Origin of the sequence: Algibacter sp. L1A34 (genome assembly GCF_009796805.1) — a bacterium.
GTDB lineage: Bacteria > Bacteroidota > Bacteroidia > Flavobacteriales > Flavobacteriaceae > Algibacter.
Window position 1 is genome coordinate 307,332 of record NZ_CP047029.1, and the last position, 22,695, is coordinate 330,026.

The 22,695-nt window shown below is 33.1% G+C and carries 21 protein-coding genes and 1 tRNA gene; 10 read left to right on the top strand and 12 right to left on the bottom strand.

Annotation, left to right across the window (positions count from 1 at the left end):
• Positions 1–74 precede the first annotated feature (74 nt).
• On the top strand, positions 75–1,940 hold the full coding sequence (locus tag GQR97_RS01260) for an ABC-F family ATP-binding cassette domain-containing protein (protein WP_158844286.1): 1,866 nt from the start codon (positions 75–77) through the stop codon (positions 1,938–1,940).
• Positions 1,941–2,012: 72 nt separating this feature from the next.
• On the opposite strand, the gene GQR97_RS01265 is transcribed toward GQR97_RS01260, so the two are convergent.
• Both GQR97_RS01265 and GQR97_RS01270 read right to left on the bottom strand, forming a co-directional pair.
• Positions 2,013–2,618 (bottom strand): DUF1684 domain-containing protein, encoded by a 606-nt coding sequence (locus GQR97_RS01265; RefSeq protein WP_158844288.1) that lies wholly within the window; start codon positions 2,616–2,618, stop codon positions 2,013–2,015.
• Positions 2,618–3,145, bottom strand: coding sequence for a DUF4252 domain-containing protein (locus GQR97_RS01270; protein ID WP_158844290.1), 528 nt, complete (start codon positions 3,143–3,145; stop codon positions 2,618–2,620). Before GQR97_RS01270 ends, GQR97_RS01265 begins: the two co-directional genes overlap by 1 nt.
• A 295-nt stretch (positions 3,146–3,440) precedes the next feature.
• Between GQR97_RS01270 and GQR97_RS01275 the strand changes: the two genes are divergently transcribed.
• Both GQR97_RS01275 and GQR97_RS01280 read left to right on the top strand, forming a co-directional pair.
• On the top strand, positions 3,441–4,658 hold the full coding sequence (locus tag GQR97_RS01275; protein WP_158844292.1) for an MDR family MFS transporter: 1,218 nt from the start codon (positions 3,441–3,443) through the stop codon (positions 4,656–4,658).
• Positions 4,655–5,032, top strand: coding sequence for a VOC family protein (locus tag GQR97_RS01280; RefSeq protein WP_158844294.1), 378 nt, complete (start codon positions 4,655–4,657; stop codon positions 5,030–5,032). Before GQR97_RS01275 ends, GQR97_RS01280 begins: the two co-directional genes overlap by 4 nt.
• 5 nt (positions 5,033–5,037) lie before the next feature.
• Here GQR97_RS01280 and GQR97_RS01285 read toward each other — a convergent pair whose 3' ends face one another.
• Complete coding sequence (locus tag GQR97_RS01285) at positions 5,038–5,478, bottom strand: Lrp/AsnC family transcriptional regulator (protein ID WP_158844296.1); 441 nt, start codon at positions 5,476–5,478, stop codon at positions 5,038–5,040.
• 122 nt (positions 5,479–5,600) lie between these two features.
• On the opposite strand from GQR97_RS01285, the gene GQR97_RS01290 reads away from it, so the two are divergent.
• Positions 5,601–5,996, top strand: coding sequence for a hypothetical protein (locus GQR97_RS01290; protein ID WP_158844298.1), 396 nt, complete (start codon positions 5,601–5,603; stop codon positions 5,994–5,996).
• Positions 5,997–6,065: 69 nt separating this feature from the next.
• Positions 6,066–6,151, top strand: a tRNA-Leu gene (locus GQR97_RS01295).
• A gap of 23 nt (positions 6,152–6,174) precedes the next feature.
• Here GQR97_RS01295 and GQR97_RS01300 read toward each other — a convergent pair.
• Together GQR97_RS01300 and sucC are read right to left on the bottom strand one after the other, a co-directional pair.
• The gene (locus tag GQR97_RS01300) at positions 6,175–7,137 is read right to left on the bottom strand and encodes a D-2-hydroxyacid dehydrogenase (RefSeq protein WP_158844300.1); all 963 of its coding nucleotides are present in this window, start codon (positions 7,135–7,137) and stop codon (positions 6,175–6,177) included.
• A 179-nt stretch (positions 7,138–7,316) separates the two neighbouring features.
• Positions 7,317–8,507 carry an ADP-forming succinate--CoA ligase subunit beta gene (sucC, locus tag GQR97_RS01305; protein WP_158844302.1) on the bottom strand — a complete coding sequence of 397 codons (1,191 nt, stop codon included), beginning with the start codon at positions 8,505–8,507 and terminating at the stop codon, positions 7,317–7,319.
• A 193-nt stretch (positions 8,508–8,700) separates the two neighbouring features.
• Between sucC and lysA the strand changes: the two genes are divergently transcribed.
• Both lysA and GQR97_RS01315 read left to right on the top strand, forming a co-directional pair.
• The gene (gene lysA / locus GQR97_RS01310; RefSeq protein ID WP_158844304.1) at positions 8,701–9,936 is read left to right on the top strand and encodes a diaminopimelate decarboxylase; all 1,236 of its coding nucleotides are present in this window, start codon (positions 8,701–8,703) and stop codon (positions 9,934–9,936) included.
• 137 nt (positions 9,937–10,073) lie between these two features.
• Complete coding sequence (locus GQR97_RS01315) at positions 10,074–11,012, top strand: sterol desaturase family protein (RefSeq protein ID WP_158844306.1); 939 nt, start codon at positions 10,074–10,076, stop codon at positions 11,010–11,012.
• A 38-nt stretch (positions 11,013–11,050) separates the two neighbouring features.
• On the opposite strand, the gene GQR97_RS01320 is transcribed toward GQR97_RS01315, so the two are convergent.
• From GQR97_RS01320 to GQR97_RS01340, 5 genes are all read right to left on the bottom strand, one after another.
• On the bottom strand, positions 11,051–12,061 hold the full coding sequence (locus GQR97_RS01320) for a T9SS type A sorting domain-containing protein (RefSeq protein ID WP_158844308.1): 1,011 nt from the start codon (positions 12,059–12,061) through the stop codon (positions 11,051–11,053).
• A 164-nt stretch (positions 12,062–12,225) separates the two neighbouring features.
• Positions 12,226–12,780 (bottom strand): hypothetical protein, encoded by a 555-nt coding sequence (locus tag GQR97_RS01325; RefSeq protein ID WP_158844310.1) that lies wholly within the window; start codon positions 12,778–12,780, stop codon positions 12,226–12,228.
• On the bottom strand, positions 12,781–13,254 hold the full coding sequence (locus GQR97_RS01330; RefSeq protein ID WP_158844312.1) for a hypothetical protein: 474 nt from the start codon (positions 13,252–13,254) through the stop codon (positions 12,781–12,783). It abuts the gene before it with no gap.
• Positions 13,255–14,634, bottom strand: coding sequence for a M20/M25/M40 family metallo-hydrolase (locus tag GQR97_RS01335; RefSeq protein WP_410488943.1), 1,380 nt, complete (start codon positions 14,632–14,634; stop codon positions 13,255–13,257).
• A 241-nt stretch (positions 14,635–14,875) separates the two neighbouring features.
• On the bottom strand, positions 14,876–15,742 hold the full coding sequence (locus GQR97_RS01340) for a PPK2 family polyphosphate kinase (RefSeq protein WP_158844316.1): 867 nt from the start codon (positions 15,740–15,742) through the stop codon (positions 14,876–14,878).
• Positions 15,743–15,943: 201 nt separating this feature from the next.
• Here GQR97_RS01340 and GQR97_RS01345 point away from each other — a divergent pair, with 201 nt between their 5' ends.
• The 3 genes from GQR97_RS01345 to GQR97_RS01355 all read left to right on the top strand — a co-directional run bounded on the left by GQR97_RS01345 (position 15,944) and on the right by GQR97_RS01355 (position 19,143).
• Positions 15,944–16,696 (top strand): hypothetical protein, encoded by a 753-nt coding sequence (locus GQR97_RS01345; RefSeq protein ID WP_158844318.1) that lies wholly within the window; start codon positions 15,944–15,946, stop codon positions 16,694–16,696.
• A 255-nt stretch (positions 16,697–16,951) separates the two neighbouring features.
• Positions 16,952–18,565 carry a M1 family metallopeptidase gene (locus GQR97_RS01350; RefSeq protein WP_158851550.1) on the top strand — a complete coding sequence of 538 codons (1,614 nt, stop codon included), beginning with the start codon at positions 16,952–16,954 and terminating at the stop codon, positions 18,563–18,565.
• A gap of 164 nt (positions 18,566–18,729) precedes the next feature.
• Positions 18,730–19,143, top strand: a complete 414-nt coding sequence (locus GQR97_RS01355) for a YdeI/OmpD-associated family protein (RefSeq protein ID WP_317164107.1) — start codon at positions 18,730–18,732, stop codon at positions 19,141–19,143.
• Positions 19,144–19,157: 14 nt separating this feature from the next.
• Here the strand turns inward: GQR97_RS01355 and GQR97_RS01360 are convergent, their stop codons facing one another.
• Both GQR97_RS01360 and GQR97_RS01365 read right to left on the bottom strand, forming a co-directional pair.
• Positions 19,158–20,438, bottom strand: a complete 1,281-nt coding sequence (locus tag GQR97_RS01360; protein WP_158844320.1) for a glycosyltransferase — start codon at positions 20,436–20,438, stop codon at positions 19,158–19,160.
• Between the two features lie 24 nt (positions 20,439–20,462).
• A complete protein-coding gene (locus tag GQR97_RS01365; RefSeq protein ID WP_158844322.1) occupies positions 20,463–22,550 on the bottom strand; it encodes an HAD-IIB family hydrolase in 2,088 nt (695 codons plus the stop codon).
• Positions 22,551–22,695 lie beyond the last annotated feature (145 nt).

The window sequence follows — 22,695 nt, forward strand, 5'->3', positions numbered from 1 at the left end:
TTTCGCCGTGAAGAATAAAACTTATACCCTTTTTTTTGGTTTTTTAGACGTTCTTTGCAAGAAAACAAATAGCCTTGAATTATTTAACAGTAGAAAATATATCGAAATCTTACGGAGAACTTACACTCTTTGAAGATGTTTCATTCAGTGTACACAAAGACCAAAAAATAGCTTTCGTAGCTAAAAATGGTACAGGAAAAACATCTATCTTAAATATTCTTTCCGGAGAAGATGAAGCAGGTTCTGGCAGCGTAACTTTCCGAAAAGGAATAGCTGTTTCATTTTTATCTCAGGACCCGAAGTTTGATGGAAACTTAACGATTGAAGAAACTATTTTCGCTAGTGAAAACCCCATTTTAAAAGTAATTTCAAATTACGAAAAATCGCTTTTAAACCCTGATGACATAGACGCTTACCAAGCTGCCTTCGATGCTATGGAACGTCATCAAGCTTGGGATTTTGAAACGCTTTATAAGCAAATACTTTTCAAACTTAAACTTGAAGATTTATCACAAAAAGTAAGCGTACTTTCTGGCGGACAAATAAAACGTTTAGCTCTAGCAAATGCACTTATAAATAAACCCGATTTACTAATTCTAGATGAGCCAACCAACCATTTAGATTTAGAAATGATTGAATGGTTAGAATCCTTTTTTTCTAAAGAAAACATCACCCTTTTTATGGTGACTCACGACCGCTATTTTTTAGAGCGTGTCTGTAATGAAATTATAGAGTTAGACGAAGGGCAAATCCACAACTACAAAGGAAATTACTCTTATTACCTAGAAAAAAGAGAAGCGCGCATAGAAAATGAAGCTATAGAAACAGGCAAAGCGAAGCAACTTTTTAAGAAAGAGCTTACTTGGATGCGCCGCCAACCAAAGGCACGTACAACAAAATCGAAATCTAGAATTAACGATTTTGCAGATATTAAACATCGCGCACACCAACGTAGAAACGATCACGAAGTTCAATTAGAACTTAATATGGAACGTTTAGGTAGTAAAATCTTAGAATTTCATAAAGTTTCAAAAAGCTTTAAAGACAAAACTATTCTTGATAATTTCAACTACATGTTTCAAAAAGGTGAACGTGTTGGTATAATTGGAAAAAATGGCACAGGAAAAACTACTTTTTTAAATATTTTAACCCAAATAGCAGAACCAGATTCGGGTAAAGTTACTAAAGGTGAAACGGTGAAATTTGGCTATTACACCCAAAACGGGATCACTATAAAACCAGAACAAAAAGTTATAGATGTAATTCGTGAATTTGGTGATTATATTCCGTTAAAAAAAGGGAAGCAAATTTCTGCTCAGCAACTTTTAGAACGCTTTTTATTCAGTAGAAAAAAACAATACGATTTTGTTGAAAAACTTAGTGGTGGCGAACGCAAACGTCTTTATTTATGTACCGTTTTAATACAGAATCCTAACTTTTTAATTCTCGATGAGCCTACTAACGATTTAGATATTGTAACTTTAAATGTCCTTGAAAGTTTTCTATTAGATTTCCCTGGCTGTGTTATTGTGGTAACGCATGATAGGTATTTTATGGATAAAGTAATCGATCACTTATTTGTTTTTAAAGGCGAAGGTGAAATTGAAGATTTCCCAGGAAACTATACCGATTATCGTATTTATGAAGATAGCCAAGATGTTGTTTCAATAGGTGACGCAGAAGATAAAAAAGAAAAAAATGCTTGGAAAAAGAAAGAACCGAACAAATTATCATACAACGAAGAAAAGGAGCTAAAAAATATTGAAAGCAAATTAAAATCTTTAACTTTTGATAAAAAGGAATTAGAAGACAAATTTCATAATCCAGATTTAACACCAGATGAAATTAATACGCTTTCCGAAAAGCTTCAAGCTATTATTGAAACTATGGACGAAAAAGAAGAGCGTTGGCTTGAGCTTTCAGCAAAACTTGAGGATTAAAACTTATATAAAACCTACATGCATAAATATTATTAACTTATGCATGTAGATTAACACATTACTTAAATAATATTAATGTTCCCCAAATGCTTTTACCCCAGCGTTAACTCGTGTTTTTAAATAATTAATACGAGGTGTAATTGGGCAAGAATACTTGTCGTTATAAGCGCAATAAGGATTATAGGCTTTATTAAAATCAATTATCAATCTATCAGAATCTGGGATTTTCAAATCAATATAGCGTCCACCACCATAACTTTCTAATCCATTAGTTTCATCTAAAAAGGGTAAAAACAAATAATCTTCAAAACCCTCTTCCTGCATTAATTCTTGACCTTGATACACATTCAAATTAAATTCTTGTCCTTTCAATTCAAAACTTAAAACACCAAAAACCCGTTCTTTAGACACTCTATCTGTTGTTGTTTTCATATTAAACCATTCTGCATTTTTCACACGTTTTAATCGTGCTTCAACCACAAAAGTAGAATCGAATTTAAAAAACTCAAGGCTTTCAAATTCCTTTCTATCTTTATCTTTTAAAGGAGAAGTAGATACGTCTTTATACTCCGCATTTATCGTTTTTTGAAACTCAGTTTCACCTTGAATAGGGCGTTTATTTTGTCCGCAACTAAAAACAGAGATCAATATTACTGCGGTTAAAATTAGATTTTTCATTATTTCTCGGGGTTAAAAGATGGAGTTGTATTTGTTTGATAGGATTGCATTAAACTATTAGAAAACTCGTTAAAAACATTTTGATTTGCAAACGACTTAATTTTTTCCGGATCAAAATTACCTTGTAAATAATAGGCCGTTGTTTCATTTTCAGTACTATTAAAAATAATAGCATCGGTTACTACTGCACCAAGTTCTTTAACAGAAATTATACGTGTATTACTCACATCATTTTTTCTAAAAACATCTGTATAACCGCCATTTGTAATCGCATTCATTTCTGCAATTAAGCTTTCTCTTTTAAATTTATTAAGCGCATCGAATTTTATGAATTTCAAGTCTGAAATATTTCCGATAGTATTGTTAAGTTCCGGAGAAATCTGACTTAAAACAGACTTCATAAAGTTAGGAACCTGAAATGATGTTGTCCCCATATCGGCTTTATGGTTATTATAAAATCCTTGAAAACTACTCCCGCAAGAAAACAACAAAAAGCATAAACTAAAACCTATATATATTTTCTTCATTTCTAAATTATTTCGTTTCAAAAATACAACTTAAGAAAATTTTAAATACATTTGACGAAATAAATTATCAATAATGCAAAACAACGTCACTATTTATAGAAAGTTATATACCTCTTGCTCTAAGCGAAAAGGTTGGACTTGCTATTTGTTGCGGTGATATAAAAATATATTATTTCAGTATTTTAAAAAGTCCGACTTCACAGTCGGGCTTTTTTTGTTTAACTAATTTCCAAATTTCAATATAACCACATATTACTAGAAGTTTTCTTTGAAGAGAAAACTAAAAATCACAAAAATGAAAACGCTATTTAACAATTACATCAACACATTTAAAGGTTTATCTCAAGAGGTGTGGTGGCTAGCATTAATAACGCTAATTAACAGAGCCGGCACCATGGTAATCCCCTTTTTATCGCTTTACTTAACCGAAGATCTAGATTTTACATTGAAAGATGTAGGATGGATTATGAGTGCCTTTGGCCTTGGATCTGTAGTGGGCTCTTGGCTTGGCGGACGATTAACCGATAAAATAGGCTACTACAAAGTAATGGTTAGAAGTTTAATTTCGACAGGAGTTCTATTTATTGCGCTTCAGTTTTTAGATACCTTCGAAGGTTTCTGCATTGGTATATTTTTAGTTATGCTAGTAGCAGATATGTTCCGTCCAGCAATGTTTGTAGCTCTTAGTGCATACAGCAAACCGGAAAACAAAACACGTTCAGTAACATTAATTAGACTAGCTATAAACCTAGGTTTTTCAGTTGGGCCAGCTATTGGTGGCATTATAATTACAACACTAAGCTATGGCGGTCTATTTTGGATCGATGGCATAACTTGTATATTAGCAACCATAGTTCTTATTCAAGTATTACACCCTAAAAAAGCAAAAGTTTTAGATGAAGTAAAAATTAAGAATCCTAAATCGGCATATCACGACAAAGCTTTTTTTATATTTTTAATTGCCATGGTACTGTTCGGTATTGTATTTTTACAATATTTCTCGACTATGCCTTTGTACTACAAAGATGTACACCACTTAACTGAATTTGATATTGGTATTCTTTTAGGTATGAATGGATTTGTGATTTTTTTGTTAGAAATGCCACTGATAAAATGGTTAGAGTCTACACGTTTTACAAAATCTAGTTTAATGATTTTTGGAACAATACTACTTGCTATGAGTATTTTAGTTTTAAACCTAACCTCATGGATTGGCGTTTTAATAATAGGTATGCTATTTATGAGTTTAGGCGAGATGATTACCTTTCCATTCTCAAATGCCTTTGCTTTAGATCGCGCAAAAAAAGGTAATCAAGGTGAATATATGGCATTGTATTCTATAGCTTTTTCTATAGCACATATTTTTGCACATAATGCTGGAATGCATATGGTTGACGATTTAGGATTCGATAACACTTGGTATATTTTTACGATGTTAGCTGGCTTTTGTGTACTTTTATTGTTCTCTTTAAGTCAATATTTAAATACTCAAAAAAAGAAGAAAATTCGATGAATTTAAACCAAATAACCATACCATCAATTAACGTTGAAAAAGCTGTAGAATTTTATAAAATTTTGGGATTGAAACTTATTGTAGATTCAATCCCGAGATATGTTCGTTTTGAATGCCCAGATGGAGATGCAACCTTTTCAATACATAACGTAGAAGAATTACCAAAAGGAAACGGTATTACCATTTATTTTGAAGATGAAGATTTAGATAATTGGGTCGCAAAACTTCAGCAAAAAGGTGTCATTTTTTCTGAATTACCAAACGATAAACCTTGGCTTTGGCGGGAAGCTCATTTAAAAGATCCCGACGGGAATAATCTAATTTTATTTGATGCCGGAAAAAACAGAAAAAACCCAGCTTGGCGGATAAATTAAGTCAATTAAATTGGCTTAATTTCCTTCTGCTTAATAACGCGAGAAAGTACAATATTCGTTTTAGATTCTCCATAACTTATAAGCTGATCGATGAACGTTTCTAAATGTTTATGATTTTTTAAAACCACTTCCATTACAATATTTTCATCGCCCGTAATACGGTAACAATTTACTACTTCATCATAGGTTTTAACCTTATCTAAAAAGGGTTTTAGTTTCCCCATAAAAGCACGAAGTGTGATGATAGCTTTTAGTTGGTATCCAATTTCGAAAGGAGAAACAATAGCTTTATAAGCTTCAATAACCCCCAAGTCTTCCATTTTTTTTATACGCTCGGAAACCGCAGGAGAAGTTACACCAACCTGCCTGCCTATTTCGGCATTAGACATACGTGCATTTTGCTGTAAACACTTTAAAATCTTAGTATTAAGCGCATCTAGTTTCATTTAAAAGAATTTTAACTATAAAAAATTAATATCTAAAGCAAATATACGTTTTTACTTTAAAATCTAAAGTGAAATGTAATTTCTTGTCGCTAAATTTGATAAAATTGCTAGAGATAAAAATAATGAACCCGAATACCCCATCAAATCTATCGGAATTACCGGTTTATAAAAAAGCCATTGAGATTTTATCCTTATCTCAAAACATTTCCATGTATTTAAATCATGATTTATCTGGTTTAAGAGCTGATGGTACGGAAGATGCAGATATTTATTTTTCTGGTGATATTGTTCAGCAATCGGTATCACTTGTTCCTGAAATTGTAAATGTTGAGTTAGAACGCTATTCCGAAAGAAAGTATAAGCATATTGCATCTTTAAGACGATTAACAAATATGCTTTATAAAAACTCGTACCGTTTGGAAAAATCTAACAGTAACGGGAAAGATTTTCTACCCATTCTACGTAGCGAATTAAAGAAATTTAAAAAACTTCAACGCAGTTGGTTACTTACTTTGTAATTATTTGCTTTTTATATTTTTAGTTCACATAGACATCATTATATTTACGCCCGATTTAAAACCTTAAATGCGCACGTGGCGGAATTGGTAGACGCGCTGGCTTGAGGGGCCAGTATCCGTTTTAGGATGTGGAAGTTCGAATCTTCTCGTGCGCACTTTATATTTTCTACCTAAATTTTCAATTCACCACATTAATTGGATTTCCGTGCAAAAAAGCCTTAATATTTTCAATAGTAGTTTGCATTAATCTCGCCCTTGCTTCTTTTGAAGCCCAAGCGATATGAGGTGTAATTATAATGTTTTCAGCTTTTAATAATGGATTATCGGCTTTAATGGGTTCACTAGAAACAACATCTACAGCTGCTCCTGCTAATTTCCCGGAGTTGAGCGCATTTTTCAAATCTTCTTCAACTATTAATCCGCCTCTAGATGTATTTATCAAGAAGGCACTAGATTTCATTTTAGAAATAGACTTCGTATTTATTAATCCTTCGGTACTTTCTGTTAACGGACAATGTAAACTCACAAAATCAGATTTTTCAAGAAGTTCATCTAATTCTACATATTTTAAAGTTTCGGATTCTAATCTTAAATCTTTACTTCGGTTATAAGCCAATATATTTAATCCAAAAGCTTGAGCTATTCTAGCCGTAGACTGCCCTATTTTTCCTAAACCAACAATACCAAGGTTTTTTCCAGAAAGCTCTATGAGTGGGGAATTCCAAAAACAAAAATCTTTAGAATTTGTCCAATCGCCATTTTTAACAGCTATATTATGATTACCAACATGGTGACACAATTCCAACATTAATGCCATTGTAAATTGCCCTACAGCCTGTGTACCGTAAATAGGAACATTACTCACAACCATTCCTAAATTTTTAGCAGTTACAACATCAACCACATTGTAGCCCGTAGCTAAAACACCTATATATTTAAGATTTGATGCCTTTACAAGAACTTCTTTTGGTAATGGTGTCTTGTTTGTTAAAACCATTTCGGCATCACCTATATTTTTAATTATTGTTTCATTATCAAAATCCGTTCTTTCATATACTTTTACTGCTCCGAATGCTTCAACAGCTTTCCAGCTTAAATCTCCAGGGTTTAATGTATATCCGTCTAAAACTACTATTTTCATTTCCTTATGTTTTATTATGGTTCTATAACCTCTATTAAAGTAAGTTCTATAAATATAATATTTTTTAGCTTTGCTAAACCTCTTCTTCATAATTGAAAACACATAGTTTTCAATATTTACCAAAAAAAAAGAGCAATGCTTTCACATTACTCTTTTTTAAAATATATTTTAATAAAGGCTTAACCTAAAACTTCTTGTACTTTATCTGCAGCTTCTTGGAATTCTGTTGCACTCATAACATCTAAACCAGAATTATCGATTAATTCTTTAGCGATATCAGCATTGGTACCTTGTAAACGTACAATAATTGGTACATTAATAGTTCCCATGTTTTTGTAAGCATCTATAACACCTTGAGCTACTCTATCACAACGAACAATACCTCCAAAAATATTAATCAAAATTGCTTTTACAGCAGGATCTTTCAAAATAATTTTAAAAGCCGCTTCTACACGAGCTGCATCTGCAGTACCACCAACATCTAAAAAGTTCGCAGGTTCTCCACCAGCTTGCTTAATTAAATCCATAGTTGCCATTGCTAAACCAGCACCATTAACCATACAACCAACGTTTCCTTCAAGGTCAACATAGTTTAAACCTAATTCGCCTGCTTCTACTTCAATAGCACTTTCTTCACGTGTATCACGTAAAGCTAAGTAATCTTTATGTCTGTAAAGTGCATTATCATCGATAGTCACTTTAGCATCAACTGCCATAATTAAATTATCGCTTGTTTTTAAAACAGGGTTAATTTCGAATAAAGACGAGTCAGATTTTACGTAAGCCGTATATAAAGCAGTAACAAATTTTGTCATTTCTTTAAATGCCAAACCAGATAATCCTAAATTGAAAGCGATACGACGTGCTTGAAAAGGTAATAATCCAGCACTTGGATCTACTTCTTCATGAAAAATTAAATGAGGAGTTTCTTCAGCAACCGTTTCAATATCCATTCCACCTTCAGTAGAATACATAATCATGTTACGTCCTGTTCCTCTATTTAATAAAACCGACATATAAAACTCGTTAGTTTCAGATTCCCCAGGATAGTAAACATCTTCGGCAATTAAAACTTGGTGAACTCTTTTACCAGCAGCAGAAGTTTGAGGTGTTACTAAGTCCATCCCAATTATTTGTCCTGCAATTTCTTCAACTTCTTTAAGGCTTTTGGCAATTTTTACTCCGCCACCTTTTCCACGACCACCTGCATGAACCTGTGCTTTAATCACGTGCCAGCTAGTTCCTGTTTCCGAAGTTAATTGTTTTGCGGCAGCAACTGCCTCCTGTGCATTTTGAGCAACAATACCACGTTGGATACGTACCCCAAAGCTGCTTAATATTTCTTTACCTTGATATTCGTGTAAATTCATAATCTGCTTGATAGTTTTAAGTGCAACAAATGTAAATAATCGTCGGTAATTACACTAATTATTTTATGCGGAAATTAGCAATTACCGCTTTTTCGGTGTTAAATAATTAACAAAATGTTTAATTTGTACAATTTTTACTTTATTTATTTTTTATTGAAGCAAAAAAAATATCTTTGACAAAAATTAAAAAACCATGCAAGAGAGTCAATTGCTTAAAATTGCCAACGAATTTGGCAGCCCTGTATATGTTTATGATGGTCATAAAATTGAGAGCCAATACAAGCGCCTAACGGATGCTTTTAAAGATGTTAAGAAATTAAAAATTAATTATGCAGTAAAAGCATTATCGAATATTTCGGTTTTAAAACTTTTACACAGCTTAGGCTCTGGCATTGATACGGTATCTATACAAGAGGTGCAATTAGGTTTAGCTGCAGGTTTTAAACCTGAGCAAATTATTTTTACACCAAACGGAGTTTCTTTAAATGAAATTGAAGAAGCAGCCAAATTAGGTGTTGAAATTAATATTGACAACCTTTCTATTCTTGAGCAATTTGGAACAAAACACCCTAACACACCGGTTTGTATTCGTATAAACCCACATGTTATGGCTGGTGGAAATGCTAATATTTCTGTAGGACATATTGATTCTAAATTTGGAATATCTATTCACCAAATTCCTCATATTTTACGTATTGTGGAAAATACTAAAATGAATATTAATGGTATCCACATGCACACAGGAAGTGATATTTTAGATATTGAAGTGTTCCTTTATGCTAGTGAAATTTTGTTTGAAACGGCAAAACAATTTGATAATTTAGAATTTATAGATTTTGGTTCTGGATTTAAGGTGCCTTATAAAATAGGAGATATTGAAACTAATATTGAAGAATTAGGTAAAAAATTATCTAAACGATTCAACGATTTCTGTAAAGATTACGGTAAAGAATTAACTCTAGCCTTTGAGCCAGGAAAGTTTTTAGTAAGCGAATCGGGATACTTTTTAGCCCAAGTAAATGCGGTTAAACAAACAACCTCAACCGTTTTTGCACAGGTCGATTCTGGTTTCAACCATTTAATTCGCCCTATGTTTTATGGATCGCATCATGAAATCACTAATATATCGAACATTAAAGGTCGTGAACGTTTTTATACTGTAGTAGGGTATATTTGCGAAACGGATACTTTTGGAAATAATAGAAGAATAAACGAAATTAACGAAGGTGATATTTTAGCATTTAAAAATGCAGGTGCTTATTGCTTCTCTATGGCGAGTAACTACAACTCTCGTTTGCGCCCTGCGGAGGTTTTATGGTATAATGAAAAAGCACACTTAATAAGAAAAAGAGAAACTTTTGATGATATTTTACACAATCAAATAGCTGTCGATTTTTCAACAAAAAAGAAAAGTGTAGCCGCTAAGTAGTCTACTTTTTTCGTAAAAATATAAATCCGTTTTAAGGTAATATTATCTTAAAACGGATTTTTTTATTCAAAAAAACTATTTTTATTAAGGTTTTCGAGTAAAATCAAGTTATTTTTGGAGATAATAAAATATTTTTAATGGATTTTACAAACCCTTTAGTATATGGAGCTCCTTGCTTTTTAGGACTTATACTATTAGAACTCTCATACAGCAAGCATCGTAAAGAAGAACGAAGTCAGAAATTATACAACTGGAAAGATCTAGGTGCTAGCCTTACCATGGGTATTGGCTCCGCTATACTAGCTCCTCTTACAAAAACTATTGCTGCTATTGTACTTTTTAATTTTGTGTATGACATTTTTAACCCTTTAGTAGAAGGTGTTCGTACCAATATTATGGGTTACGAATCTTTTGGATATGCATGGTACATTTGGATAATTTGCCAATTACTAGATGATTTTAGTTATTATTGGTTTCACCGCCAAAACCACAATATCCGCTTTTTGTGGGCTGCACATATTGTACATCATTCTTCCGATAACTTTAATTTAGGGACTGCCGTAAGAAACGGTTGGTTTACTATTTTATACAAACCGTTTTTCTATATGTGGATTACCGCGATTGGTTTCCCGCCAGAAATGTTAGTAGTTTGCTTAGGTATTGAAGCACTTTGGCAATTTCAATTACATTCTGTTTATGTACCTAAATTAGGTTTTATAGAAAAGTTTATGAATACGCACACCATGCACCAAGTACATCATGCTCAAAACTTTGAATACATGGATAAAAACCATGGTGGATTTCTAAATATTTTTGATAGGGTTTTTGGTACTTGGAAAGAGTTAGACGAAAATATAGAAATAAAATATGGTGTTACACACGCTCCGGATTCATACAATCCTCTCGTTATTTTAACCCATGAGTATAAAGATATTTGGACCGATATGAAAAAATCGAAAAACTGGTATCACAAATTTATGTATGCTTTTGCAGCTCCCGGTTGGAGCCATGATGGTAGCTCACTTACCATAAAGCAACAACGAAAACTATTAGAAAAACAAAACCTGAAAATTTAATTTTCAGGTTTTTTGTTTTTATTAAAATTTATATTGAATTACTTCTTTACAAATTTTCGAGAGAAAGCACCTTTATTTGTTATAATATTTACAATATACAAACCAGATTTTAATTGATTTACAGCTAATACTTTTTCATTAGTTTTTACTTTCAAAACTTGACGTCCTGAAAGATCTACTATTGAAATCGATTCGATATCTGCCTGAACACCTATATTAAGTTCATTATTTACTGGGTTTGGCAAAATAGCAAAATCTACTTGATTTAATTTTTGATCGTCTATACCGAGGGAACTAGTTGTTAGACTTTCTATAAAGGTTGAAGATGAATCTGTAATTAGCGATCCTGTTATATCAATAGTTGATGTTCTAAAAACCAGGTCTCCATTTGCAGCATAGTAATAATAAGATATCTGATCGACCGATACTGCGTTTGTAAATATGGAATAGCTCAAAAGAACACTTTGAAAAACTTTCAACCTAGTCACACTTTTACTAAAATTTCCTGAAGCCAAACCATTAATATCAACATTTAAAATACCATAACCATCAACTTCGGTCGATAAGTTTCCTGAAAAAGAACCATTATAAGTTGTTCCATCATTATCAAAAACATAATTTCCTGAAATAGCATCAGTGTTAGAATCCGAGAAACTTAATGGAAAGTTACCTAGAACACCAGGGTCAGTATAAATTAATTTAAGCCCATTACTTTCTGCACCAACAAACTCAACAATATTTCCAGATTTCTTTAAAAAAAGTTGACCAACTGGTTCTGTTGAATTACTAGTTGTTAATACATTTGTAGCTCCGGGGTAATTTGCTACTTCTTGAGTTGTTGCTATTGTTAACTCATCAGAAGTACTATAATTATTATATGCAAGATTAAATGTCCATGTAGTGTTTGTTCCTACAGAACCTTGGTTTATTTCTGGCGACGATGTTACAACAGCATACTCTGAACCTGCTGCGCTCTCAAATTTAGCAATGGAAGATTGAGAATATCCCCAACTTGTAATGAGAAATAATAAAAGTAATTTTAGTTTCATAGCAATTATAATTTTATTGGATTAATTATAACACAAACTTACGAAAAAACCATTCCCGTAAATCGATGAAAAACAGCCTTTCACGGGAATTAAAACTATTTTTTCACTAAAAAATCAAATTATTATTATTTCATTGGAAACTAAAAGCTTTAAAAAACAAAATCTTACTCTCGAACTTTACCACTTAACAAACCTACTTTAGAATTAAACGGGTTTCCAGATGCACGCCGCATCATTACCAATTGTCCACAATGCCAGATGGCATCGCTAATTGGACCGTTTATAATGTTCCAAAATGGAAGCCTAGATGAATCATATTGAGAAATACTCTTAGTTTCTCTTAAAATATCTGACGTTTTTTTTAAGTTAAACAAAGTTTGTTTTCTTTGTTCTTCGAATGATAAAATTTCCTTAGTAGACTTTTTAGCATCTTTTGAAATTGAATTCAATATAAATTGAGACAAACCAAAAATGTGCTCATTTGTTTCTGCACTAGTTCTTCCAGATTCACTTGCTTTATACTCCAAATCTACATCACGTAAACCTTCACTAGCCCAATAATACCGAAACCCTAAGGCATCTATCATTCTAGCTGCTACGCTACCTGCCGTGTAATCTTCGGTTGGATCTTCTAATTCATAATATGGTAACTCTTGTTCTTGTGCCATTACGCCTAAATTGATTATTAAAAATGAAATAAGAAGTTTAAATTTTATCATTTATTCTTTTAATTTAATATCGTCATTTGTATTTAATTCTCCGTCTGGCCCTAAGGATTGCAACCTAAACTCAGTACTGTTATTTAACAATTCATAATGAAACTCACGTTTCCAACGATCTAAAACAAGCCCCTTCCGTAATGGATTGTTTCGTATAATTACATTAAGTTTTTCAGGGTAACAACCAATATCTTCCTTTTCTTGCTTAAGAATACCTGTTATTTCAATCAATTGGTTTTGGGTAGAGTCGTCGGATCCTCTTATCGAGAAAAGAAGCAAACCACCTGCACTAAACAATACGATAATGCCAACAAATACTTTAAGTCGAATTTCTACCGAAGGACGCATCATAACCGATTTAGGCAGACCATGCTCCTTTTCAAACTTACGACGCTTTCTTTTTTTTAACCAAAACTTAAAATCTTGAAACCATAGCAGTATATCTGCTATGAAGCCAGCCAAATACCAATCCATTTATCTCTTAATAACTTTAGAAGTATTTATTGGGTTAATTCCATATTTGTCAAATAAGTAAACCAAAGACGTCATAGTTGCTGCTCCTAATTCTAACTCACGCTTGTTAATAGCATCGAAGGTATCATTACTTGCGTGATGATGATCGAAATAACGTTGAGAATCTGGGCGTAAACCTGCTAAGACATTGGTTTCCGTTTTTAATGGACCAACATCTGCTCCACTTCCACCCTTTTCAAAATAATGAATTAAGTAAGGTTTAAATAAGGGCTCCCAACTTAAAACTTGACTAAAACTAGCATCGGTACAATCAAAACTAAAACCTCTTGGTGTAAAGCCACCAGAATCACTTTCTAAAGCAAATACATGGTTTTCATTTTTTTGTTTAGCAACTTCTGCATATTTTTTTCCGCCACGTAAACCATTCTCTTCATTCATAAAAAGAACGACTCTAATACTACGTTTTGGTGTTATACCAGATTCTTTTAACAATCTTAAAACATCCATAGACTGTACAACTCCTGCTCCATCATCATGAGAACCATCACCTAAATCCCAAGAATCTAAATGCCCACCAACTACCATATATTCATTTGGAAATTCACTACCAGTAATTTGTCCGATAACGTTATAAGATTGTACATCTTTTAACTGTTTACAACTTTGCTTAAAATAGAATTTTATATTTTTATTAAGTTGTAACATGGTACTCAATAAATTGGCATCGTTAGTACTAATGGCTGCCGATGGAATACGTTCATCAACTGGTAAATCCCCATAAGTCATGCTTCCTGTGTGTGGAAAATCGTCTTGTCTTAAATTCATAGAACGTACAATTACAGCAATTGCTCCATATTTAGCAGCTTCAACTGCGCCTTTATATCGCTGATTTACACAACCACCATAAGCTTCGAAGGTGCTAATTAAATCGGCCTGCATTGGGCGATTATAAAACACAATTTTTCCTTCAACTTGAGATTTCCCCAAAGCTTCTAATTCTTCAAAATTTTTAACCTCGACTATATTAGCTTTCAATCCTAAACCAGGTGTAGCAACCGAACCTCCCAAAGCACATATATTCACGGTATTAGTTTTACCCGGTTCTGTCTCTACAAAGGCATATTCTTTTGCTCCGCGCACCCAACGTGGCACCATTACAGGTTGCAACCAAACTTTATCTAAACCTAATTTATCGAGTTCTTCTTTTGTATAAGCAACCGCTCTTTCTGCTCCTAATGATCCAGATAAACGACTACCAATTTGATTGGACAAGTGGTTTAACCAATTGTAACTTTGCCCATTTGTTAAGGATTGTTTGTAGATGGTTTTAAGTACTTCTTGATCGGTTTGGGCAACTAGTACAACAGAACTTAAGACCATTGCAATAGTTATAACTCTTTTCAATTTTATCATTGGTAGTAATCTTTGGTGCTTGTTAAAGCGAGGTTAGTCTTTATAATTCGCTAAAGATACTATTTCACAAAAATAGAGCACTTTTGAAAATTATAACTTTTTGTTAATTAAACAACTGTAACCGCGTTAACGATTGAACGGCTTGTTTGAGCTCCCCGACCTAAGGAGGGAGCGAGTAGTGAAAGCGTGTTAAAACGCCCAAAAAGAATTACTCATTATTAAGCTGCTCTATATAATCGTCTAAATTTTCTAAAATTTTATTATTTAATTTTGGCTCCGAAATATCGGTGTATTTAATTAAGGTATCGTGTAAAATTTTTGCAACTAACAGTCGAGCTGTTGGTTTATCGTCTGCTGGAATAGTATACCAAGGCGCATGAGGTTTTGATGTTCTATTTATGGCATCTTCATAACAATCTTGATATTTATCCCAAAGTTTACGTTCCTTAAGATCGTCTGGAGAAAATTTCCAGTTTTTTTCTGGCTTGTCTAAGCGACGTAATAATCGGCTTTTCTGCTCTTCTTTAGATAGGTTTAAAAAGAACTTAAAAATAATTGTTCCATTATCTACTAGATGCTTTTCGAAGTTATTAATTTGCTCGAAACGCTTTTCCCAAAAAGCTTCGTCTATATCGGCTACCGAATTAATATCTGGAAGGTTTTCTCCCATAATATATTCTGGGTGCACTCTGGTAACCAGTACGTTTTCATAATGTGTGCGGTTAAAAACGCCAAACTTACCACGTTGTGGAAGTACTAGATAATGACGCCATAAATAGTCGTGTCCGCGCTCTAAATCTGTTGGCACTTTAAAACTATGGCATTCAATACCACGCACATTAAATTCCTTAAAAACCTCACGCACCAAACTATCTTTTCCCGATGTATCCATACCCTGCAAACACACTAAAACGGCATGTTTATCGTGGGCATACATGATATTTTGCCAGTCCCCTAGTTTTTTACGAATGGTTTTTAATTCACTTTTAGCATCTTTGATAATAAACTTTGTTTCTGAGTTTTTTAAGGTAATATTAGACGTTACTTTATACTTATCTATTTTAATATTTTTCATATTATAATTTTCGTAGAATTAATTTCTATAAATATAATAAAGAATTTATTAAACCAACCTTTGCCAAATTAAGAAATATGTAATACACACCATTTAGTATGTTAATACTCTATATTATTCATATTTTCGATAAACGGCAAGCCTTACCAGATTGTTTTTAATACTTTTGTTCAACCAAATCCCCTTAAAACACCTACTTATATGAAAACTTTTTTATTATTACCCATTCTATTTTTTTCTTATCTCATTCATGGTCAAGGCAATTGTGAGGATGCCAGCGCATACCTTGTTAATGCTTACTCGCATGTTAAGGACGCGTACGATTCTAATAATATTAGCCATTTAAAATACTATGCCAACCGATCTGTAGAATCGATAAAACTATCTAAGCAAACCTTAGAAGACTGCAACTGTAAAAAAGCACTTGATTTAGCTAACAAAAGTTTAGATTTATTAGTGCAAGTAGAAGCCGTAACAACGAATGACGATGGACGATTTTACGTGAAACGCGCCAGAGATTTAAGTAAAGAAAGCGTTATTGAAATTGATAAATGTTCTTATAGTAATGCGGATGATGAAGTTGCTGAAACCTCAACAGAAGATAATGCCCTTGCCAATTTACAAAAAGAACAAGAACAACTAAAACAACAGCAAGAGGCTTTGCAATTAAAAGCTGCAGAAATAAAGCAGAAACTAGCGCAACAAAAAGACGAGGCTCTAACGCTTAAAAAGAAACAATTGATAAGTGAGTATAAACTTGTTATGAACTCGAATATTAAAAGCTATAATGAAACTTTAAAGTTATGCAATGCCAATGATAAACTGATAACAACTTCAGATCCTGATAAAGATTTATCTAGCGAAAGTATCGAAGCGATTAAAACCTATTATATTTCAAACCTGAAAAATTTAGCTTCCAATTATGTTGCTAAATTGGATTTGTGCGAAAACTAAAAACACAACCTATTGCCATTCAACATATATATAACGCTTCGAATTAATTTTCGAGGCGTTTTTTTTTCGACTTATTGCTTATCTAAGTTAAAAAGAAAATAAAAAAGTGACTTTTACAATATATTTGGTTTGAAAGATAAAAAATAATACTATTGTATAAGCACATAATAGAATAAAGACCTAATACCCTAAACAATGTTTAATACCAACCTAAAAATGTTTAACAAGAAATTTAAATGGCCTGTTTCGGCTTTAATGTTTCTATTTTCTTTATCGTTATTCTCGCAAGGTTTAACGCAAGAAAAGCACAACTTTACAAGACAAGATACGCTGCGCGGAAGTATAACTCCAGAGCGAGAATGGTGGGATTTAACGTATTATCATTTGGATATAAAAGTAAACCCTGATGATAAATTTATTTCAGGTAAAAACACCATTCAATATAAAGTATTGAAAACAGATTCTGTAATGCAAATCGATTTGCAATCGCCTTTAAAAATAACTAAAGTTATTCAAGATAATGTAGAGCTTACTGTTAAACATGACGGAAATGCCCACTTTATAAAACTTAAAGAAAACCAACCATTAAATGCTGTAAAAAGCCTAGATGTGTATTATGAAGGTAATCCAAAAGAAGCTGTTAACGCACCATGGGATGGCGGTATTTCTTGGAAAAAAGACAATAACGGCAATCCCTTTATTGCATCCTCTTGTCAAGGTTTAGGAGCCAGTGTTTGGTGGCCATGTAAAGACCATATGTACGACGAAGTAGATAGTATGCTTATTAGTGTTAACGTACCGAAAGATTTAATGAATGTTTCTAACGGAAGGTTACGACTTGTAGAGCGAATTGGTGATACCAAAACTTATAGTTGGTTTGTAAAAAACCCAATAAATAATTATGGTGTAAATATAAACATTGGCGATTATACTCATTTTTCTGAAGTTTATGATGGACAAGGTGGCAATATAGATATGGATTATTATGTTTTAAAGGACAATCTAGAAAAAGCTAAAGAACAATTTAAGGATGCTCCAAAAATGATGAAAGCCTTTGAGCATTGGTTTGGTCAATACCCATTTTATGTTGATGGTTATAAACTTGTAGAGGCGCCGTATTTAGGTATGGAACATCAAAGTTCGGTAACTTATGGTAATAAATTTCAAAACGGTTATTTAGGTCGTGATTTATCTGGAACAGGCTGGGGTTTAAAATTCGATTTTATCATTATTCACGAATCTGGGCACGAATGGTTTGCTAATAATATAACCAACAAAGATATTGCCGATATGTGGATCCATGAGAGTTTTACAGCATATTCTGAAAGTTTATTTTTAGATTATTACTATGGCAAACAAGCTGCATCGGAATATGTAATTGGCACAAGAAAAAGTATTAAAAACGATCGCCCAATTATTGGAGTATACAACGTAAACAATGAAGGTTCTGGCGATATGTATTACAAAGGCGCCAATATGTTACACACCTTGCGCCAACTTATTGAAGATGACGAGAAATGGCGACAAATACTTCGTAAAATGAATATTACCTTTTATCACCAAACGGTAACGACGAAGCAAATTGAAGATTATTTATCTGAAGAAACAGGCATCGACTTAACTGCATTTTTTAATCAATATTTAAGATCTGTAAAAACCCCTACTTTAGAATATTCTATTGACAAGAAAGTATTAAAATACAGATGGATAAATATTGTTGAAGGATTTGATATGCCTGTACAGGTTTTAATAGATGATGTAGAATCTTGGATACAACCTACTTCTGAATGGAACACTTTAGAATTAAATTCGAAACCCTCTACTTTTGAAATAGATCCCGATTTTTATATTGAAGCCCATAAATTATAATCCTTTGGAAACTCCTGAACTATACTTTAAAACAGATACAGCATGGCGCGAATGGCTCCACGACAATCATAAAGATTTTAAAGGTGTCTATTTAATTTTTTTTAAAGTTGAAAATAGTGAAGCTTCCATGCGTTGGGAAGAAGCTGTAAAAGTTGCTATTTGCTATGGTTGGGATAGACTCTACAGTAAAAAGTTTGGGCAACGGAAAGCGACGACAATATTATTCTCCAAGAAACAAAAAAAGTGTTTGGAGTGCTTTAAATAAAAAATACATTAAAACCCTTACAGAAGAAGGCTTAATACACCAATCAGGACTAGAAATTATTAAAATTGGTAAACAAAACGGTAGCTGGACGGCACTTAACCCTGTTGAGAAAGGTATTATACCAGAAGCCTTAAAAAAGGCCTTTGATGAAAACCCCGAAGCTTTTAAAAATTACAAAAACTTTGCTCCTTCATATAAAAAACATTATTTATTTTGGCTGCATAGTGCTAAACGTGATGCTACAAAAACAAAACGCATAACCGAAATTATTCGATTATGCGCTAATAATATTAAAAGTAGAGATACTTGGTAATTTAAGAGTCTCTGTTAATAAAACAGATTAGATTCCATGGTATTTTGATTAATAGAACTTGTAAATACTTGTAACATACGCTTTGCAATACCTGTCCAACCAAAATTACGTCTAGCAAAACGTGCGCCTTCCACAGATAATTCATTACGCATTTTAGGATACAGTAAAGGCATAGCCATCATAGCTCCAAATTCCGTAGGTCTATGTGGGTCTGCAAATAATGCTTGATTTCCAAAATCTATTAAATCGTACAATCCGCCATGTACAGTAACTACACTTGGTGTTCCACAAGCCATAGCCTCGATTGCTACCATACCAAAAGGTTCATAACGTGAAGGCATCACAAAAATATTAGCCGCTCGATAAACGTTGGCTAAATCTTCATCGGCTATATAATTTTTCCATGTTATTCTATCTAAAACCCCTAATTCCTTGGCTAATTTTTTTAAACCTGCAACCCCTTTATCATCTTGCTCAGACTGGTCGCCACCAATGGCTGCAACTAATCGAGCTTCCGGACAAAGTTCAAAAACCGTAGGAAGTGCTTTAATCAATAAATCGTAGCCTTTATTGTGTGCCATTCTACCTAAAGCAAGAATATCTGTAGGTTGTATATCGTATTTAGCTCTAATTTTATCATTCTCTTTTGATGGAACTGGATAAAACCGATTTTCATCAATGCCAGGCGGAATCATAGTACAGTTCTTAGAAAGCACATCGTATTGTTGAGTCAATAAATCTACTTGTGGTAGCGTTGTAGCCACAATATGGTTACACATTTGATACACGAAGTACTCCTTTCTAATACGTTCTTTAAAACGATACGTTTTTTCCATTTCCGCTTCATCCATATCACTCCCCATACTGTGTTGCTTCCACCAACCTAAAGAATGTGGTGTATGAACATGCGATATACCAAGTTCCTCAGCTATTTTTTGACCTGCCCAACCAGCATCCCAATAATGCGAGTAAACCACATCATATTTCTTATTCTCTTTTTTTATTGCGGCTAAAGTATTAGTAACAAAACCCTTTAGATGGTCGTGCATATCTTCTTTCCTGATGAATTTTTTGCCTCCAAAAGGAATACGCCATACACTATAATTTTCGTGAACATCGTCGTACTCTGGCTGATCTTCAAACTGTCGTGTTACTAAATCCACTCGTTTACCTAATCTACTAAATCGTTCTGCAAGTTCTAAAACATAAACTACTTGTCCTCCTGTATCTGGTTTACCTAATTCCGGATTCGCTCCTACATAGCCATGTAAAGAGATCATTAATATTGATTTCATAATTTTACGGTTTAGTTGTTTTTATTATTTATTAATTATTTTTAAATCATTACAAGCAGATATATATTGAGCAGCAGACCAAGCTTGATATGCTTTCCCCATTGCTTTTCCTGTTATACCATGCGCCCATTCATTAAATTCCCATTCATCATTTAAACCTTCCTTATTAATTAAGGCTAGTTTATGCAATTCGGAAATAGCCATGTCTCTAAAACCAAGTTTACCAATAAATTTTACCCAAAATCCGCCTACAAAAGGCCATATACCACCATTGTGATAATGGTTTGGCAAATTCAATAAATTAACGGTGTAATATGGTTTCCAATCTGGATCTCCTGGCGTTACTACCGGATAAACGTTAGATACAGGAAAAGGATCGTTGACCCCAACTCCTAGCATAAATTTAAAGGTTTGATGTGCTTTTTCAGCATCGACTGTACCAAACAAAAAGGCGAGCACGTTTCCGAAGACATCGCAACGCCAACTAAAATCGAAAGGTGTAGTTTGTTGAATTAAATAAGGGGTATCGCCTAGTGTAAACTGACGCTCTGCAAACGATACTGATTGAAATAATTTTTGCTGCGTAGATGGCCAAAAATTCTGTAATATTTCCTTTTTTATAACTTGCGACCATCGAATATATTCGCCTGCTTCATCATAATCGCCTAACATTTCTAACATTCTACCAAAGCATACATTAGAACGGTACCAGAGAATTTCATCGTATAAAATATTATAACTTCCTCCAAACAAATCTGTCCAGTCTCCAGCCTCGGGTATTTCTAATAAGGCATCATTATTACTATCGTGAGCGCCAAGCCAACGCATAGTCTCTTTAATATCCGAAATATATTTTCGTAAAAATTTAATATCCTTTGTAACGTTTACATATTCGTAAAATGCAATTACAACCCATATACCACTATCTATAGAGCAAATACCACCTACTCCAGAATAATCTGGTTGATTGTCTTTTAGCCGTACATTAGAAGGAATTTGTCCGTTTCTAGAACTATTTTCTATTAATGTTACTAAAGTCTGCCGTTGGCATTTATGTATTTCTTCATCATCTACTAACGACAAAGAACCTATAACCGTAATGGCTCCATCCCTAGCCCAAACGCTGTGGTAATTTTCATCGGTACCATTAGTAACATTATCTTTAATTGAACAAGCCGAAAAACCAAGTGGCGTAATATTCTTTTTTAAAGCAATAATAGCTTTTTCATAGCCTTCAAGTATTAAATCTAATTTTTCCTGATCATCTTCTGAAGCTATATTAATTAATTCTTGTTGAATAACGTAATCATCTGTATGGTCTGCATTAATTTCTACAATGGCTTCTGCTGGTAAAATACCATAATACACTAACCCTTCAACAACACCATCTCCACAATCTTTTTCAGCATGATAAACCTGTCTGTATTTCGTATATTTATAAAGCTCTTCGTGAGCATTAGCTACAACAATCCCTTTAATATCTTCCATATCGAACATCGCAGAATCATTTCCACTATCGCCGGCAACTAAAGCATTTGAAGGTGTTAAATTCAGTTTTCTTAACAACCATTGCAAAGCGTTACCCTTATTGGCCCATTTAGGAAGAATATCTAGATATTGTTCTTGAGAATACACCACATTAATATCCATATTAGCTTTAATAAAAGTATTTTCTATTTCTGCTATAACATCTTCTGAAGCGTTGTGGAAATAATAACTTCGCTTGTATGCATGCTGATATTTACTTGGCTGTTCGTTTATTGGACCATCGATATTTTGAATGATATCTTCCACCAATTTTAAATCCCAACCATCATCTAAAACATCGTTAAACTCTTTAACAATACATTTTTTATTATAATCATAAATATGTGTTCCTACTCCAGAAATAATATAATCTGGCTCTGGCAAGGTCCCTTTTTGAATTAAATGAATAACATCATCAATTAAACGCCCCGTATTATATGCAAGAAGAACACCCTGATCTGGCTTATAGGTTTTCCATATTTTACGAAAGTTACTTTTATGAGTATTAAAATCAATAAGTGTGTTATCTATATCAAAGGATAATAGTTTTATATCATGTTGATTTTTAACATTAGGTTTTTCCATAAAATCTTTAATTTTTTTAGATTATGTTCAATTTTTACTCCGTTATGAGTAGAAAATAGAGCTTTTTAATCAAAAAACCAAAGAAAACGATTCAAACCAAAAGTGTTTTCCCTATATAGTAAACAGAAGGATAAAGACTACGAAA

Coding starts and splice junctions, on each gene's coding strand:
- GQR97_RS01265 (WP_158844288.1), bottom strand. CDS start 2,618: ATGAAAAATCTAATTTTAACCGCAGTAATATTGATCTCTGTTTTTAGT.
- GQR97_RS01270 (WP_158844290.1), bottom strand. CDS start 3,145: ATGAAGAAAATATATATAGGTTTTAGTTTATGCTTTTTGTTGTTTTCT.
- GQR97_RS01275 (WP_158844292.1), top strand. CDS start 3,441: ATGAAAACGCTATTTAACAATTACATCAACACATTTAAAGGTTTATCT.
- GQR97_RS01280 (WP_158844294.1), top strand. CDS start 4,655: ATGAATTTAAACCAAATAACCATACCATCAATTAACGTTGAAAAAGCT.
- GQR97_RS01285 (WP_158844296.1), bottom strand. CDS start 5,478: ATGAAACTAGATGCGCTTAATACTAAGATTTTAAAGTGTTTACAGCAA.
- GQR97_RS01290 (WP_158844298.1), top strand. CDS start 5,601: ATGAACCCGAATACCCCATCAAATCTATCGGAATTACCGGTTTATAAA.
- GQR97_RS01300 (WP_158844300.1), bottom strand. CDS start 7,137: ATGAAAATAGTAGTTTTAGACGGATATACATTAAACCCTGGAGATTTA.
- sucC (WP_158844302.1), bottom strand. CDS start 8,507: ATGAATTTACACGAATATCAAGGTAAAGAAATATTAAGCAGCTTTGGG.
- lysA (WP_158844304.1), top strand. CDS start 8,701: ATGCAAGAGAGTCAATTGCTTAAAATTGCCAACGAATTTGGCAGCCCT.
- GQR97_RS01315 (WP_158844306.1), top strand. CDS start 10,074: ATGGATTTTACAAACCCTTTAGTATATGGAGCTCCTTGCTTTTTAGGA.
- GQR97_RS01320 (WP_158844308.1), bottom strand. CDS start 12,061: ATGAAACTAAAATTACTTTTATTATTTCTCATTACAAGTTGGGGATAT.
- GQR97_RS01325 (WP_158844310.1), bottom strand. CDS start 12,780: ATGATAAAATTTAAACTTCTTATTTCATTTTTAATAATCAATTTAGGC.
- GQR97_RS01330 (WP_158844312.1), bottom strand. CDS start 13,254: ATGGATTGGTATTTGGCTGGCTTCATAGCAGATATACTGCTATGGTTT.
- GQR97_RS01335 (WP_410488943.1), bottom strand. CDS start 14,634: ATGGTCTTAAGTTCTGTTGTACTAGTTGCCCAAACCGATCAAGAAGTA.
- GQR97_RS01340 (WP_158844316.1), bottom strand. CDS start 15,742: ATGAAAAATATTAAAATAGATAAGTATAAAGTAACGTCTAATATTACC.
- GQR97_RS01345 (WP_158844318.1), top strand. CDS start 15,944: ATGAAAACTTTTTTATTATTACCCATTCTATTTTTTTCTTATCTCATT.
- GQR97_RS01350 (WP_158851550.1), top strand. CDS start 16,952: ATGTTTCTATTTTCTTTATCGTTATTCTCGCAAGGTTTAACGCAAGAA.
- GQR97_RS01355 (WP_317164107.1), top strand. CDS start 18,730: ATGGTTGGGATAGACTCTACAGTAAAAAGTTTGGGCAACGGAAAGCGA.
- GQR97_RS01360 (WP_158844320.1), bottom strand. CDS start 20,438: ATGAAATCAATATTAATGATCTCTTTACATGGCTATGTAGGAGCGAAT.
- GQR97_RS01365 (WP_158844322.1), bottom strand. CDS start 22,550: ATGGAAAAACCTAATGTTAAAAATCAACATGATATAAAACTATTATCC.